General features: G+C 35.5%; 12 protein-coding genes. 8 read left to right on the top strand and 4 right to left on the bottom strand.

All coding sequences use genetic code 11. The features are described from left to right. Positions 1-173 precede the first annotated feature (173 nt). Positions 174-1,004, bottom strand: coding sequence for a TlpA family protein disulfide reductase (locus tag HHU12_RS30560; RefSeq protein ID WP_169660538.1), 831 nt, complete (start codon positions 1,002-1,004; stop codon positions 174-176). A gap of 180 nt (positions 1,005-1,184) precedes the next feature. Between HHU12_RS30560 and HHU12_RS30555 the strand changes: the two genes are divergently transcribed. The 3 genes from HHU12_RS30555 (at position 1,185) to HHU12_RS30545 (ending at position 3,986) form a co-directional block, all read left to right on the top strand. Beyond that, positions 1,185-2,489 (top strand): serine hydrolase domain-containing protein, encoded by a 1,305-nt coding sequence (locus HHU12_RS30555; protein WP_169660537.1) that lies wholly within the window; start codon positions 1,185-1,187, stop codon positions 2,487-2,489. 295 nt (positions 2,490-2,784) lie between these two features. Then, positions 2,785-3,501: a hypothetical protein gene (locus HHU12_RS30550; RefSeq protein ID WP_169660536.1), complete on the top strand. Its 717-nt coding sequence runs from the start codon at positions 2,785-2,787 to the stop codon at positions 3,499-3,501. Then, complete coding sequence (locus tag HHU12_RS30545) at positions 3,501-3,986, top strand: hypothetical protein (RefSeq protein WP_169660535.1); 486 nt, start codon at positions 3,501-3,503, stop codon at positions 3,984-3,986. The genes HHU12_RS30550 and HHU12_RS30545 overlap by 1 nt, the downstream gene beginning before the upstream one ends. Positions 3,987-4,051: 65 nt before the next feature. On the opposite strand, the gene HHU12_RS30540 is transcribed toward HHU12_RS30545, so the two are convergent. Continuing rightward, positions 4,052-4,786 carry an SDR family oxidoreductase gene (locus HHU12_RS30540; RefSeq protein WP_169660534.1) on the bottom strand — a complete coding sequence of 245 codons (735 nt, stop codon included), beginning with the start codon at positions 4,784-4,786 and terminating at the stop codon, positions 4,052-4,054. Between the two features lie 108 nt (positions 4,787-4,894). On the opposite strand from HHU12_RS30540, the gene HHU12_RS30535 reads away from it, so the two are divergent. The 3 genes from HHU12_RS30535 (at position 4,895) to HHU12_RS30525 (ending at position 11,025) form a co-directional block, all read left to right on the top strand. Then, positions 4,895-5,779: a LysR family transcriptional regulator gene (locus tag HHU12_RS30535; RefSeq protein ID WP_169660533.1), complete on the top strand. Its 885-nt coding sequence runs from the start codon at positions 4,895-4,897 to the stop codon at positions 5,777-5,779. A gap of 86 nt (positions 5,780-5,865) precedes the next feature. Continuing rightward, positions 5,866-7,392 carry a caspase family protein gene (locus HHU12_RS30530; RefSeq protein WP_169660532.1) on the top strand — a complete coding sequence of 509 codons (1,527 nt, stop codon included), beginning with the start codon at positions 5,866-5,868 and terminating at the stop codon, positions 7,390-7,392. Positions 7,393-7,533: 141 nt separating this feature from the next. Next, positions 7,534-11,025 (top strand): DEAD/DEAH box helicase, encoded by a 3,492-nt coding sequence (locus HHU12_RS30525; RefSeq protein WP_169660531.1) that lies wholly within the window; start codon positions 7,534-7,536, stop codon positions 11,023-11,025. Between the two features lie 48 nt (positions 11,026-11,073). On the opposite strand, the gene HHU12_RS30520 is transcribed toward HHU12_RS30525, so the two are convergent. Further along, entirely contained in the window at positions 11,074-12,027 is a 954-nt protein-coding gene (locus HHU12_RS30520; protein ID WP_169660530.1) for a TRM11 family SAM-dependent methyltransferase, read from the bottom strand. 239 nt (positions 12,028-12,266) lie between these two features. Then, positions 12,267-13,838 carry an arylsulfatase gene (locus HHU12_RS30515; RefSeq protein WP_169660529.1) on the bottom strand — a complete coding sequence of 524 codons (1,572 nt, stop codon included), beginning with the start codon at positions 13,836-13,838 and terminating at the stop codon, positions 12,267-12,269. Positions 13,839-14,040: 202 nt separating this feature from the next. Between HHU12_RS30515 and HHU12_RS30510 the strand changes: the two genes are divergently transcribed. Together HHU12_RS30510 and HHU12_RS30505 are read left to right on the top strand one after the other, a co-directional pair. Beyond that, positions 14,041-14,829: a polysaccharide deacetylase family protein gene (locus HHU12_RS30510; RefSeq protein WP_169660528.1), complete on the top strand. Its 789-nt coding sequence runs from the start codon at positions 14,041-14,043 to the stop codon at positions 14,827-14,829. A gap of 3 nt (positions 14,830-14,832) precedes the next feature. Continuing rightward, positions 14,833-15,681: a hypothetical protein gene (locus HHU12_RS30505; RefSeq protein WP_169660527.1), complete on the top strand. Its 849-nt coding sequence runs from the start codon at positions 14,833-14,835 to the stop codon at positions 15,679-15,681. The last annotated feature ends 167 nt before the right edge of the window (positions 15,682-15,848 follow it).

The raw sequence follows: 15,848 nt of genomic DNA, 5'->3' as shown, positions 1-15,848 counted from the left end.
ACTAATGTAAATCAGTTAACCGTAACAGAAGTACGTTTTATGATTTAGGGCGATCTAAGTTCATATACCTAAATATTTAATTATACGACTTGTTAAATGAAGTTGTAACTGAAAAGGAGTTATCTCTGCTCGATATGATGATCATGTCGGGCAGGGATAACTCCTTTTATAATCTATTGATTAATATAGGCCAGGATTTCTTCTTCTACTTTTTCAGCAATTACAATTTTGACAATAATACCATCCTTCACTAAAAGCTGGAATGGCACACCTTGTACGCCGAGTCTTTTTTTGAGAAACTGATTAGCATCAAGGTAGTTTTGCCATGGCAGTTGATCACGTTTTGAAGCCTGCTCAAATGCTTTTTCTTTTTTATCAATAGAGATACTAATTGTTTCAATCCCCTTGTCTTTAAAAGCCACATATTGTTTTTTAAAATTACGGTTAAACGTTCTGCACGGCGCACACCAGCTTGCCCACATATCAATGAGAAAAGTACCGTCAGCAACAAGTTTTTGAAGGTCTTTTTCTGTACCATCTAAAGCCTTGATTGTAGTTTCAGCCTCGCAGAGAGGTTTTCCAATCAGCTTATTGAACTCATCATAGTACTTCAGGAATTCATTATACTGTTTCTTTGCATTCTTGCCAATAGGAGTTTCCCAGTCGGAAGGTTGAATTTTTTGGACTAAAGGTTCTGGAATGTAGCCATTGAACATTTGCAATAAACTATCAGTAGGAACATTTCCATAGGCATCCGCGAAGGAAGTAAGGAATTTTTCATTTGCAATACCCCAAAGTGCCATGATAGAATCATTTTTATAAAACTCCCCATCATTTTGTGGTTTTTCAATAATCATGTTGGCTAGTTGCTCAATTCTGTTTTGAGCGTTGCCAATTTTTTGAAAATAGGTTTGAGCATTAGGAAAATTTTCTTGCTTTTCAGTTTGTGGCTGGCAGGAAAAAATAAGGAACACTGCCGTGAAGTTTAGGAGTAGCTTATTCATTTTTTTGAAAAAATATAATTGAATTGAATGTGGGTAAATATAGTGATTAAAGCTTAAGAACACTGTTTTTGGTGTAAATGAAACTTGAAATTAACAAAGTACTAAATATTTTCTCACGATGTTATAGGGTTTTTAAGTGTTGTTTTCTCTTTTAAAAGTGAACCAATAATTAATAAACTTATGAAAAAGATTTTAATAACAATCGCGACTTTATTAGTCACTACATCATTATTCGCACAAGATTACAGAACGCATGAAGAACTTGGGATCATGCAAGGAATTCCAGTTCCTGAAGGTAAAAAAGTAGATAAAGATAACGCCTTATTGACTTTCCCATTTAACCGTTGGTCATACCAGCATATGAGAGAGATTTACCCAACTGCTGGTATTCCTAAATCAGAAAAAGTAAGCCCAGTCCAAAAAAATATAGATAAAAATGTGGACCAGGTCGTAAAAGTTCAAAAAGACGCTAACGAGATGGTATCTCTGCCGGCTTACATTAAAGAGACGTATACGGATGCTCTTGTTGTAATTAAAGGAGATCAGATAGTGTATGAGAACTATCAAAATGGTATGAATGCACATCAACCGCATCAGATGATGTCGTGTACCAAATCCTTTGCAGGACTTTTAGCTTTAGTTGCTGAAGCAGAAGGTAAGTTGGATGAGGAAGAAGCGGTAACCACATACATTCCTGAATTAAAATCTGCCACTGCATTTAAAGATGCAAAAGTGAAACACGTCTTAAATATGACCAATTCAATGGCATTTGATGAAACTTATTCGGATCCTAAATCTGATATAGTCCATTATGGAACAGTCATCGGCTTAATGCCTGAACTGGACGGAGTTGAATATGCGAATGATATATACGAGTATTTAATGACGTTATCTATTGATAAAACTATTAAGCATGGTGAAGTATTCAACTATCAAACTCCTAAAACGGATGTGGTCAATTGGCTGACTACACGAGCGACGAATGAGGATTTCCAAAAAGGTTTACATCAAATCTGGAACGGAATAGGGGCAGAAGATGAAACCTATGTTATTCTTGATAAAAATGGAGCATTATTCGCCGGTGGAGGGTTAAATGCTTCTCCAGAAGATTTGGCAAGATTCTCTATGATGATGCTTAATGATGGTAAGGCTAATGGTCAACAGATTGTACCTTCAGCTGTCATTAAGGACTTGCAAAAAGGAGCGAATCCTGAAGCTTTTAAACATGGAAGTGAAACAGCAATGGATGATGGAGATTGGAGCTATAGAGCACAATGGTGGATTCGTCACAAGGAAGGAAAAGAAGCAATCATGGCTATTGGTATTCATGGTCAGTGGATCTATATCGATGTGGAGAGAAATATGGCTATTGTGAAACAATCATCTCAGCCAAAATCTGCAGATCCATTTATGGAACCTTACAACTTACGTGCTTTTGATGCACTAATAGAATACTTCTCAACCAAAGAGAACGCATCGAAATAGATTTAGAAAAACAGGTTGTTAAAATTAAGCTGACAACCTGTTTTTTTATTTAAACTCTAAGTACTAGAACAGAAGAAAACGAGTGTTTCTTGCACCATAGTTAAAACTATGGGCAGGTGATACAACAACCTAATCAAGACTAAAGTCTTGAAGGTTGATAACGTAAGCAACACTTTAGTGTTGGTGGAGTAAGTATCACCAGCCCATGACTTCAGTCATGGTGCACCATAGTATTGTTCCATTTCCTTTGTCCTAGTACTTATATCAAAGACAAAATCGAATCACAAAATCTATTATGAGAAAAAGTATTATCTTATCAATATTCATTGCTATGTCTTCTTTTGTTTTTGGACAAGAAGAAGAGAAAATTGATAACAGTAAACCCACCAATTTATACCAGAGAATTAATGCAGTAGCAGAGTTTTCTGACGGAGGAACTTACGGTACACGCCTGATATTTAATGGAGTCCCAAGAAGTAATATGCTATATAGCATAGAGTTGCCTTTATTGTATAAGGAAAATCAAGAAACAGGACAAGGAAAGTTTGGAGTAGGTAATATTAGGGCAAGATTTTTCCATGTTACCCACAAAAATTACGAAAAGACTCTCGGTACTTTTGGATACTCTGTAGATGTTTTTGTTCCAGGACAAGAAGGAATTGGAGATAATAATCTAATGATTTCCCCTGGTGTACTTATGGGAGTAATAGCCACGGAAACAGTTCAGTTTTTTCCGATTGTTTCTTACCAATACCGATCAAATATGAATACAGGAGCAGTGACACATGGAGCAAGTTTTCAAGTGATCACACCAGTCAAATTTAATGATAAGTGCTTTATGCGTTTAACTCCAATTTGGCAATTACCCGATTTCAGAAACCCGAACATTACCACCGCTTTTGAAACACAGTTCAATTATTTTGTAGCTCCAAAAGTACAGTTACAACTGTTCCATATGGGACATGAAAAGTACGGTAATACGTTTAGAATAGGTACAACAATATTTATATAATGATGGAAAGAAAAATATTAATCACACTGCTATTATCACTTTTTTCCATTGTTACTTTTGCTCAAAGTCCGCATTCACTTTCAGTATCAGTGGGAGGTAGTCAGACTATTAACAAAGAAGCTTATTCTTTTATATTATCAACAAGTCATAGTTATCAAATGAACAGTTTATGGACGGTGATAACAACTTATGTGAATGATATTGAAAAAGATTTTAGTGGTGGAGAAGTTGAACAGATAAATTATACAGGTTCTTTGTCTTTTGGCTTTTCAAGAAAATTTTATGAAGGAAGTAAATCAGAGGTCTATTTAGGTATGACAAAAGATATCGTTGAGAATCAGAAAATATTGCTTGGAGATTCCTTTTTTGATGTTGGGTACTCTTTCATCCTGTCGCGAAAAATATGTCCTAAATTAGGTTATTCTCATAATCTCAATAAAGGAACTGACAGTATAAATTTTGGATTAAGTATCACTATATTTTGATTGCTTTTTTAGCAAAAAGAACTCCCTCCTAGATATTAATCTTGTGAGGGAGTTTCTCTTTTTATCTACCAAGCCACTTCTTCACCCATATGGGTAAATTGACCATTAAAATCGGTTTCTTCTGCTAGTGAAAGGCTTACTGAAGGTTTTGCTCCATCCACAATTTCAATAGGAGCATCTTCCGTACCCAAATCCGTTTTTACCCAACCTGGATGTGCTGAATTCACCTTCACGTTTGTTCCCTCTAATGAAGCAGCAAGGTGAACTGTAAAAGAGTTCAAGGCTGTTTTAGAAGCATCATATGCAAAAGGTTTAACGGTGTAATACGGCGATTCCACATCACTTTGTACAGTGTTCGAACCTAAAATACTTGAAAGGTTGACAATTCTTCCAGCTTCACTTTTTTTGATGAGTGGCAATAAAGCCTGAGTGAGTTTTACAATACTGAAGAAGTTGACATCAAAAGTTTCTTTCAAAGTAGCATCTGAAATACTCTCAGAAGTATTGACACCTAGTGGCTCATCTTGATGAATAATACCAGCATTGTTCACCAAAATATCAAGCTTTCCATATTCTGCTTCGATTTTCTGTTGCAGTGCTTCAATTTGTGCATCTTTCGTTGTCTCTAGTTGTACCAGTTCCACATCCAGACCTTCAGCTTTCAATGTGTCAACAGCTACTTGTCCTCTTTCTTGACTTCTAGATGCCATCAATACTTTGATTCCTTTGGCTCCTAATTGACGAGCAGTTTCGAATCCCAATCCTTTATTTGCTCCTGTTACTAACGCAATCTTTTTCATAGTTATTTTTGTTTAATGTTTAAATGATGATGATACAAATGTAGAGGGGTTGTGATATAAAATGAAATCGTTTAAATTTGATCATGATATAAAAATATTAATATCACTATGGTCAATCTAGAATGGTATCGCACCTTTAAAGCAGTCTATAAACACAGAAGTTATTCTAAAGCAGCAGAAGAATTATTCCTTACGCAACCTACCGTAAGCAATCAAATGAGTATGCTTGAAGCGGCGGTAGGGCATAAGCTTTTCACCCGTAAATCGAAAGGAGTTGTTCCTACAGAAAATGCAAAATTCCTCAATAACTTGATCATTGAATCATTAGATACACTTGAAAAAGTGGAGGCAAGCTACAGCAGGTCGGTTCAAAAGGAAGAGCGTCTTTACACATTCGGTATCAGTGAAGACCTTTATAAAAGTTTTGTATCAGATAAGATTCTGACTTCTTTCAAGCATCTCAGTATTCATTTTGAAAATGACAATAAAAAACTTTTTGAATTAGTCAATCAGGGGGAAGTAGATGCGGCAATTGTAAGAGGAGATTTTCAGACTTATGATGTATTATCACAGAAAATAGGCAGTTCAAAATTAGTAGTCGTGGGGCATCCAAACCTAAAAACAGAGGAATTGGATCAGTATATACAGCAAAATGATTTGAAGAATATTCAGAAGTGGCTGGAGCATCAAACATGGTTTTCACACATGTCTACCAATCCTTTTATAAAGTTTTTTTGGCTCCATTGTTTTAATAAAAAACGCCCTAAAATCTTCACGAATTATGTGATTCCGAATGAATATTTTATGCTTCAGGAAATCACAAAGATTGAGGGAGTAGCGATTACTTTGAAAGAAAATGCTCAGGCGTTTATTGATGATCAATCTTTAAAACTAATTTGGGAATCTGACAATTATCCTGACCGTGATTATTATTTGATTGCACATAAAAAGCAGGAGGTGTTTTATGAGATGCTTTTCGGCCTTTATACTTAAAATAATCCTTAACTTCCATAAGAGTATGTTTGAAACATCTCTTTTAGTAAAAATTCCAAACATGCTCCAAAAATTGAAAATCGACTATGAATACACTCCACAAGATACTTTTTTTATGTCTACTATTACCGAATACTCTTCACTCACAAGGGCTGCAAAGAAGCAAGCATACCATTGAAAGCAGAACTTTTGCACTCCTGATAGGAACAGACAATTATGATGGAAAGCCAGATTGGGTTAATCTGAATAATCCAATTTATGATGCAGAGACAATAGGCCAAGTGTTGGAGGAAGATTTTGGTTACAACACTGAAATATTAAGAAATCCGACGACCAATCAGATTTTATCCACTCTTATTCTGTACCATAAAACGCTCAAAGAAAATGATCGTTTCTTTCTCTTTATAGCAGGACATGGTGATTATGATGATAAAATTTTTGATGATGGTTTTATTGTGGCCAAAGATTCAAAACCTTTAAGTCAGGATATTAATAGAAAGACCTATATAGGCTATAACACATTGAATAGTTTGGTGAACAAGTTGCCTGCAAAGCAAATTATGGTAGTGCTTGATGTGTGTTTTAGCGGTTCATTTAATGAAAAAATGAAGAATTATCGCTCTGCATTTCGCACGAATGTGTATGATGAATTGGAAGCAGAAAAGTTTGCGGAGCGAAAATTAAAATTAAAGACCCGTACAGTGATTACTTCAGGTGGTCTCGAACCGGTGTTGGATGGTGTAAAGGGACATCATTCTCCATTTGCATTTAAGCTTATTGAAGCGTTGAGAGTGTTGCCCAATCAAAAATCAGTAATCACAGGAACAGACTTATATGCACATGTTTCCAGAATGGATTCTGAACCCGTCATTGGACATTTTGGAGACCACGAACCGGGAGCGGATTATATTTTAGGTTTGTCTCATTCTACAAAGGGAATAGAACTTAAGAAAGAATATACACCTTCCATTGAAGACTTCCGCTCTAGAAACAGCGTTCAGGATTATGAAGTAGGAAAGGTATACGATTTATCACAAAACGAACTTTTGGTTCACTCTTATTACACACAAATTCTTTCAGAACCTTCCTTAGAAGAATTAAAAGAAAGTATACAGCAATACGCTGATTACCCAGAACTCACGCTGAAGGTTGAAAAAGTGATGATTAACGGCAAAGAATGGTACAGGTTGCTTTCCGGAGGATATAATGATAAGGTTTACGCTCAAAAACAATTATCTTCTCTCAAGGAAAAATACCCCTCTGACAAACATATACAGTCCGCTTTTGTGAAGGCAAATAAAAATACAACTACAGAAAGTATTGAGCTAAATGAAATTTATAATACAAACTTGGTACAACAGGATTTTGAAGGGTATGGTGTACAGATTTTTTCTGATACTTCATTAGTTTATTCTTTAGAGAAAGCAAGAACCTATCAGGACAAACAACTAGGCACTCCTTACATCCAAAAGTCCAATGTGAAAAATAAGACCTATTACAGAGTCATCTTAAATCATTATGACAACAAAGAGGAAGCATTGAAATACAAATCTTACATACAATCCTTTAGTGATGATGTAAATTTAAAAGGTTGTTTTTTGAGGACGTATTGATTCAAAATAACTTTATGTTTCAAACGTACTCTTAACTACTGAGATATGATAGAACAAATCATCTTTGAAATTTTAAAAAAGTTCATTGATCAAAAAATGTAATTTTTTAAATTGCACACACTAAAATAATCAAACAGCAGAATGTCGGATAAGAAACTGAGAGGAAAACAGTGTGTGTTCCCAAAAGACTATACATTAATAGAATTAAAAGAAGATATTTATGAGCATTTAGAAGTAGTACCTTCAGCGATTCCATTGAATGGATTTTTTTATGAAAAGCCTTATGAGAATTTGATATCTTTTGAGTTTGATGAAGAAGATTATTCCCATGAGATAGAATTTTTAATTGAGAATGATAATGTAAGAGCAACTTGTGATTGCAGTAAAAATGGATTTTGCCAACATATGGCAGGAGCATTATTATATTATTCACTTAAAAGGGGGGGAGATCATTACATCTTTGAAGAATATCTCATGAGAGAAAAGAAAAGAGAAAGTCTTAGTTTACCTTCAGAAGAGAAACGACGTTTTCAGGCTCATTTGCAACATGATGTTAAAGAAATTACAGCACAATTGAAACCTTATGGGTTTACCTATGAGGAAGATTGGAATAAATATTTTGATGTCGAAAAAGATTGGCGTGGTATTGAGGTGATTCCCAAAAGTGAAAATCTTATACCGGGTGAGTATTTATCGGTATGGAAAAACTCAAGTCCATTTCAGAAGAAGGAAGTGAAATTACCTTTTTCTATTAAAAAAACATCAGAAGTAGAAAAGTGTACGGCAATAGTATGGACAGTAAATGAAGATGAGATATGGCCTTCTTCTCATCTATTAATTGGTAAGAAAAAGAAGAATGGAAACATTGGGAATCCGTTCAAACATTTTACTAGAGATAGTCTTGACAATGCATATTCTTATAGAAGTAATGACCTTTTACCTAAAGAAATTGAAGAATTAGGTTTAAAGATATCCGCTTTCGAAAAGGATCAATACTTGCATTCAAGGGGTTTTTATACCTTAAGTCCTGAAAAGGCTCCAGAACATTTGAAGGTTGCCTATTTTATGATGCAGGAAGTATTGCCTGATATGTTACAGTACCCTCAGTATATTGCAGAGGGTGATGTAGCGTATTTGAGAATCTCTGAATTGGTACCTGTTACTTACCACGAAAAAGAGAAGATATCTTTTAAGTTTTCATATAGAAATGGGTTTTATACTTTAAAACCTTATGTACACGTTAATGGTGAAAAACTAGAGATTACCCAATTGGTCTGTTTTGGAATGATCAATGTGGGAGAGATGCTATTGCCTTTGACATTAGATGAGTCTTTCTTGTTATGTACATTCGCTAGTATGAAAGGGATGCGAGTAAAAGATAGTTTTATTGCTGATTTTCTACCTTCCGTATTAGAAATTCAGAAGAAATTTGATGTACAGTTTTCAGGAATTAAAATAAATCAGACCAAAGAAGATTTAACACTAGAAAAAAGAAAAATCTACTTGTCTGAGGAAGATGATTATTTGCTCTTGAAACCCTCAGTACAGTATACGCATCCAAAAATCGGAGAGAAAGAATATGCTTTGGATGGTGATAAAGTAGATTCCATAGATTTAGGAGAAGGTGAAATCTTAAATGCACAGCGTGATATCGCAGGGGAAGAAGTTTTTCAGACTTTAGTAAGCAGTTTGCACCCTTCTTTTGAGAGTCAAGAAACGCATTTTAAATACTTGCACAATGAAGAGGTGTTGAGAGAGCAATGGTTTATAAAAATGTATGCACAGCTAGAAGAAGAAGGAGTTGAGGTATTAGGGAGGAAATCTTTGAAGAAAACCAAGTTGAATCCTCACAAACCAATGACAAAACTAACAGCATCGAGTGGTGTAGATTGGTTTGATCTGGAGGTGCAAGTTTCTTTTGGTGAACAGGCGGTGAAATTAGCTGATGTGAGAAAAGCGATTGTCAACCGTCAGGATTATGTGAAGTTGGGAGACGGTTCGTTAGGTTTCTTGCCAAAAGATTGGCTTGAAAAATACAGCAACCTCTTTAAAATGGGGAAAATCAGAAAAGACTCCGTGAGGATTTCAGCCTATCAGCCAAGTTTGATTGATGAGATGTATGATGAAATGCTCAATAAAGAGGTTTTTGATGAGATTTTGGAAAAGCAAAAGAACCTCAGAAATTTCAGAAATATGCCCGAAGTCACTTTACCGAAAGAGGTCAATGCTACGTTGAGACCTTATCAGAAAGAAGGTTTTAAATGGCTTACATTCCTTGATGATATCAAATGGGGTGGTTGCCTTGCTGATGATATGGGACTAGGAAAAACCTTGCAGGTATTGACATTTTTACAGCATTTAAAAGAAAATAAAAAAGCTAAAAAGGGAGTGCCACACCTAATTGTGGTGCCAAGATCATTGGTATTCAACTGGCAGAGAGAAGCGGAAAAGTTTTGTGAAGGGCTTTCAATTCTGGATAATTCTCATGCTGACAGAACAAAGGACAGTAAGGAATTTAAGAAATATGATGCCGTAATCATGACTTATGCTATGGTGAGAATGGATGTTGAGCACCTAAAAAAGATTAAGTTCCATTATGTCATTTTGGATGAATCTCAAGCCATCAAAAATCCATTAGCACAGACATCAAAAGCCGTCAAATTACTGAAAGCTCAAAACCGAATTGTGATTACGGGTACGCCTGTAGAAAACAATACTTTTGATTTATTCTCTCAAATGGATTTCTTGAATCCGGGTATGCTGGGAACAGTGAAGTCTTTCAAGGAACAATATGCTGATCAGATTGATAAGCATAGAGATCAGGCAACAGCGGAAGAGTTGAGAAAAATGATCTATCCTTTTATGCTTCGCCGTAAAAAAGATGATGTTGCTAAAGACCTTCCTTCAAAAGTAGAACAGATACTTTACTGTGAAATGGATACTACTCAAAGAAGAATCTATGATCAACATAAAAATGAAATCCGTGAGAAAATCATGGAGGTTATGGCTTCAGAGGCACCTCATATGGCAGGGATGCATATTATTCAAGGCTTGATGAAACTACGTCAGATCTGTAACTCCCCGACATTGCTTTCTAATGATGAAAATGGAGAATATCCTTCCAATTCGGCAAAACTATCACTGCTGATGGAACAGGTAGAGGAGTTGGTGAAAGAAGGACATAAAGTATTAATATTTTCTTTCTTTGTAGAAATGCTGGGGCTTATTGGTACTGATCTTGAAAAGCGTGGTGTTGATTATTGTAAGCTGTTAGGTGGAAGTAAAAACAGAGAAGAACTTGTGCAGGAGTTTAAGGAAAATGAAGAGAAAAAAGCGTTCCTGATCAGTTTGAAAGCAGGTGGTTTCGGTTTGAACCTCACGGAAGCAAGTTATGTATTTTTAGTAGATCCTTGGTGGAATCCTGCGGTAGAACAGCAAGCCATCGACAGAACGCACCGTATCGGACAGGAAAATCCAGTTTTTGCTTATAAAATGATCTGTAAAGATTCTATAGAGGAGAAAATCCTTGAAATTCAGGAGAAGAAAAAAGGAGTGGCAGATGATGTAATCAGCACAGAAAGCAGTTTTATCAAGAATATTACAAAAGAAGATATTAAGGTGCTTTTTGATTAATCGAAATAACAAACAGGTTCAAGCTATCGATCACTTGAACCTGTTTTTCTATTTGGATGCTTTAGGCTCACAAACCCAAATATTTCTAGTAAACTTTACTTTCCCCACTTTATCAACAGTACAGAAATCTACCATTTCAAGGTTATACTTTTCAATAATCGCTTTAATATCAGAGATAGAAACAATCACCAATCTTGAGGCGATTTTTGAGGCAGAGGCAATGATATTTTCTACAATTTCATCACTTGAGACGGAATATAAATTGTAGGGTAAATCAATAATAGCAGCATCATATTTTTGAGTGATGTCCTTGATGTCTTCATTGTAGACATTAGCAGAATAGCCGTAATGTTCTAAGTTTTTTGTGGTATGATTGTAAGCCTTCCAGTTGATATCACATCCTTCAATATTAAAACCAGCATAACAGCCTTCTAACATTACAGTTCCTACACCACAACACGTATCTATTAATCGGCTTTTTTTATCTCCTTTGGAGGCGATATTGACCAATGTTTTGGCCGTATTCATACTCAGTGAATTACTGAAAGAACAGGGTTTGTCATTATGCTTTTGCCATTCAGCATCATCACGGATCGATTCACCAAAGTACCAAACGCCTTCAAAATTACATAAAGCATAAGTGACCGTGGGATTGTAATAATCAGGCTCTCCAGTGATGATATAACCAATATCGCGAAGTTTATTCAGACGGGGTTTATAGCCAATTTCATCCCCTTTCAGTTTTTCATATTCCAACTTGAAGCCTTCAGCACATATATCTTTCGTCTTAATATTTTCAAGGAGTTCATCATAATTATCCGTAGCGAAAAGGATATCAATTCTTTTCTTGATAAAAGCACTGCTGTCCGGTTCAATTTTTACATCCGAGAAGAAATGATTGCCTTGGAGTGCTTGATCAAAAAGGATTTTTGTCTCAAGTTCACACATGGAGATCTCATTTGAATTGTATTTGATGGTATATAAAAACTGTTCCTTCTGCATAGGGATATTTGAATTAATAAAAAGGCTTCATCTGACCTAATGCCAAATGAAGCCGCAAGTTAATACTATGCAGTTATACAATCAAAATCGGAAGTTTTAGACTTTCTTTTTTTTGACTACTCTGCGTTAGAATTTCATTACGTAGCTCTGCTATGCTCTTCAATTCTGCCTTAATTAGTCAAAAAAATAATAATCTAACATTTCCCAATTTTAAAAGTATAACTGCTTAAAACGTAGTATTACTGTTTCGATTTCAATCTTTCTTCATTCCATCTTTTAAAATCGTCCATAGCACCATCAATGGAGAAGGAATCAATTTTTTCTATTTGTGGATATTTATAAAGCGATTGGATAAATTCTCCTACCGTAGCACCTGCCTTGTAGATATAAGGAGCACGTTTTGCCAGCCAAGCCCAATAAGAGTTGGAGTCAGTGTCAGCTCTTTCATAAGGGTCTCTTCTGATATTAAAGATTTTAGGTAAACGAAGTGGAACAAATGGTTCTGCCCATACTTGCATCGTACGTGCTCTTTGCTCCATAAACACTACTTTCCAATCGTCCATTCTGACAGCCGTTACATCGCCATCATCAGAAGTATAGATAAAGTTTCGCCTAGGACTTTCTTTGGTTTCACCTTTGAAATAAGGAAGCATATTGAAGCCATCGATTGTAGTTTGTACTTTTCGGTTGGCATAATCTACTCCTTTTTCTAATTGAGCTTTGATATCCGTTACTCCAACAGCGGCCATTACCGTCGGCAACCAATCTTGATGAGAAACAATACCAGTAAGTATTTTCCCCTCAGGAATCGTACCTTTCCACATCACATGACAAGGTACTCTGTAAGCACCTTCCCAGTTAGTATTTTTCTCAGACCTGTAAGGAGTCACAGCACCGTCAGGCCATTCATTATAATGCGGACCATTATCTGTAGAATACATAATGATGGTATTTTCCATCACACCTAGTTCTTCCAACTTTGCTAAGATCTTTCCAATATTTCGATCGTGATCTACCATCACATCAGCATAGAAAGAATCACCACCTTGACCAGAAATACCTTTAATATCATCTGCTCTGTAAGTAGGGAAATGCATCCCAACGGTATTGTACCACAAAAAGAAAGGAGCATCTTCTTTGGCTTTTTCACCTACCCATTCAATTGCTCTTTCCGTGATTTCTCTATCCACCGTTTCCATTCTTTTCTTAGTCAATGGGCCCGTATCCGTAACTCTGCCATCGGCATAAGAGTGGATTACACCTCTTGGTCCAAATTTGTCTTTAAACCAGTCGTCTTGAGGATAATCAGGGTGTTCAGGTTCTTCCTCCGCATTTAAGTGGTATAAGTTGCCGAAGAATTCATCAAAACCATGATTGGTAGGCAACATCTCATCACGGTCGCCAAAGTGGTTTTTTCCAAACTGTGCAGTAGCATATCCCTCACGCTTTAATAACCAAGCCATTGAAGGGTGTTCAGGTCTAAAACCTGCATTAGCACCAGGTAAGCCAACTTTTGAAAGGCCAGATCGAATAGGATTTTGTCCTGTCAGAAAAGAAGAACGGCCGGCAGTACAAGATTGCTCTCCATAATAGTCTGTAAAAGCAATTCCCTCTTCCGCAATTCGGTCAATATTGGGTGTCATATATCCCATTTGACCGCGGTTCCAAAATGATAAATTGAATTGTCCTATATCATCCCCCCATAAAATGACGATATTAGGTTTCTTAGGTGTTTTTTTCTCAGGTTTTTCACTAGCATAGGAACATAATGCAATTCCAAGCGAGAGTAATACTAGAATAGTTTTTTTCATAATTAAGGTTTTCATCTGAAATAGTTTACTGTCAAGTACCAAACTAGATTTACTTTAGCACTTAATAGATTGCGTTGATATTCTTTAGATTAAACATAATTTACCATTAATGAATTGTTAGAGGATAGAATATGTTCTACATTTAAAACAAGTACTAATCCTGTACAAGTGAATCTTTTTTTAGTGCAAACTAGTTTCAGTAATGAGAAAAATAACTACTAACTTTCTTCTTTTCTTTTTTGTAATCAATGTAATCTATGCCCAAAGTGATATGCCTTGGAATGGAAAAAAATGTGCTGTTGTACTGACTTACGATGATGCTTTGAATGTACATTTAGACAGTGTAATGCCAGTTTTAGACAAGCATCATTTCAATGCCACTTTTTATGTAATGGGTGATACCGAAATTCTGAATAAGAGAATGGAGGAATGGCGAAAAGCATCCAAAAAAGGACACGAATTAGGCAATCATACTTTAGCACATCCTTGTGATGGGAGTATTGATCATAGAGATTGGGTGATACCTGAAAGAGACCTTAGTAAATACACTATTTTTAGAGCCGTCAATGAAATCAAAACAACAAACACTTTACTAAAAGCCATTGATGGAAAAGACGAGAGAACATTTGCATATCCTTGCGGAGATTTGACAATTAATGGAACAACTTTCTATGATCAAGTAGAAAGTGAGTTTGTAGCAGCAAGAGGAACTTTTCATGGTTTGGAATCAAGCAAGACCATTGATATGAAGAATATCAAATGTTTCAGTATGCATGGGCAAACAGGGGAGGAGATGATCAAACTTGTCAAAGAAGCAGAAGCTCAAAATGCATTGGTGGTATTTCTATTTCATGGCGTTGGAGGGGAACATAGTTTGAATGTTTCCAATGAAGCACACATCGAACTGATTGAGTATTTATCAAAGCATAAAAAAGATATTTGGGTAGATACAATGGTAGAAGTAGCTCGTTATTTAAAAAATGAAAAGTAAACTATGAACAGATTAATTACACTTCTCTTTTTAACCCTATTTTTATGGAACTGTCAATCACAGAACAAGCCCCCAAAGTATGCATTTGATCCACCTCAGATAGAGGATAAAGAACTATATGATATTGATAGTTTGCCCTTTTTCGAAACTGAAATTATGCAAGCGGCATCTTCTAATTTTGAAAGAATGATATCATATGATTCTATGAGGTCAAGGTTTAATAATTTTACGGATAGTATATTGGATAAACATTATGAAGAGTATGATGATAATGAAGATGAATTATTGGATCCTGTTCAGGCAATAATGTCTTATCAACCTTCAATTACGATTGATACTACAAAAATCATTAGCTATAAGGTGAGTAAATGGCATAACTTTAAATTACCCATCCTTTCCTCAGGTAAAGAAGTTTATCCTAAAAGACATCTATCTCCTCCTGCTCATGAACATGTTAAAGGATATAGAGTGTGGATTTCAAACTTGACAGATAGTATTAAATATATAGCTGCTGAAGATGGAGATATTATGGCTATCCAAGAAGCTTTAACTCCTGAAGGGGAATGGAAACCCATAGAATATTGGGTACATAGTTGGTGTGGAAATAGTATTAAATTTAACCCGCTTCCAGGTCTAACTTATACTTATTTTACAATGCCGATTTATAAAGGAGAATACAAAACAAAGATAAGGTTGAAAGTTTATAATGAGAAGGAGATATTATATTCTAATGTAATTGATGGCTATATCAATTTAAAACAATTACAAGAGCCAAGTGAATTTGTATTACCAAGATACAACCGAAGAAAAAAAGAAGGACGTTGGTATGGTAATATTTATTTAGGTATATAAACTTACGTCGCCCAATCACAAAGCTGTTTTTGGGTGACATGAATTGAAGAAACCATCCGTGCCAATAATTTTTTGAAAATTGTTTTCCGATATACCCTTCTATTAAATCGAAAATGAAATTCATCTAAATATCGTTGGATATATTGATCACTGACATGGTGATGAAT

Origin of the sequence: Flammeovirga aprica JL-4 (assembly GCF_012844305.1) — a bacterium.
GTDB lineage: Bacteria > Bacteroidota > Bacteroidia > Cytophagales > Flammeovirgaceae > Flammeovirga > Flammeovirga aprica.
Note: the sequence above shows the minus strand (reverse complement) of the source record. Positions and strands in the feature narration are given on the sequence as shown.

What these genes read in the sequence shown, in the direction of transcription:
- HHU12_RS30540 (WP_169660534.1), bottom strand. Translation starts at nt 4,786, where the DNA reads ATGAAAAAGATTGCGTTAGTAACAGGAGCAAATAAAGGATTGGGATTC.
- HHU12_RS30560 (WP_169660538.1), bottom strand. Translation starts at nt 1,004, where the DNA reads ATGAATAAGCTACTCCTAAACTTCACGGCAGTGTTCCTTATTTTTTCC.
- HHU12_RS30545 (WP_169660535.1), top strand. Translation starts at nt 3,501, where the DNA reads ATGATGGAAAGAAAAATATTAATCACACTGCTATTATCACTTTTTTCC.
- HHU12_RS30555 (WP_169660537.1), top strand. Translation starts at nt 1,185, where the DNA reads ATGAAAAAGATTTTAATAACAATCGCGACTTTATTAGTCACTACATCA.
- HHU12_RS30530 (WP_169660532.1), top strand. Translation starts at nt 5,866, where the DNA reads ATGAATACACTCCACAAGATACTTTTTTTATGTCTACTATTACCGAAT.
- HHU12_RS30535 (WP_169660533.1), top strand. Translation starts at nt 4,895, where the DNA reads ATGGTCAATCTAGAATGGTATCGCACCTTTAAAGCAGTCTATAAACAC.
- HHU12_RS30550 (WP_169660536.1), top strand. Translation starts at nt 2,785, where the DNA reads ATGAGAAAAAGTATTATCTTATCAATATTCATTGCTATGTCTTCTTTT.
- HHU12_RS30515 (WP_169660529.1), bottom strand. Translation starts at nt 13,838, where the DNA reads ATGAAAAAAACTATTCTAGTATTACTCTCGCTTGGAATTGCATTATGT.
- HHU12_RS30505 (WP_169660527.1), top strand. Translation starts at nt 14,833, where the DNA reads ATGAACAGATTAATTACACTTCTCTTTTTAACCCTATTTTTATGGAAC.
- HHU12_RS30520 (WP_169660530.1), bottom strand. Translation starts at nt 12,027, where the DNA reads ATGCAGAAGGAACAGTTTTTATATACCATCAAATACAATTCAAATGAG.
- HHU12_RS30510 (WP_169660528.1), top strand. Translation starts at nt 14,041, where the DNA reads ATGAGAAAAATAACTACTAACTTTCTTCTTTTCTTTTTTGTAATCAAT.
- HHU12_RS30525 (WP_169660531.1), top strand. Translation starts at nt 7,534, where the DNA reads ATGTCGGATAAGAAACTGAGAGGAAAACAGTGTGTGTTCCCAAAAGAC.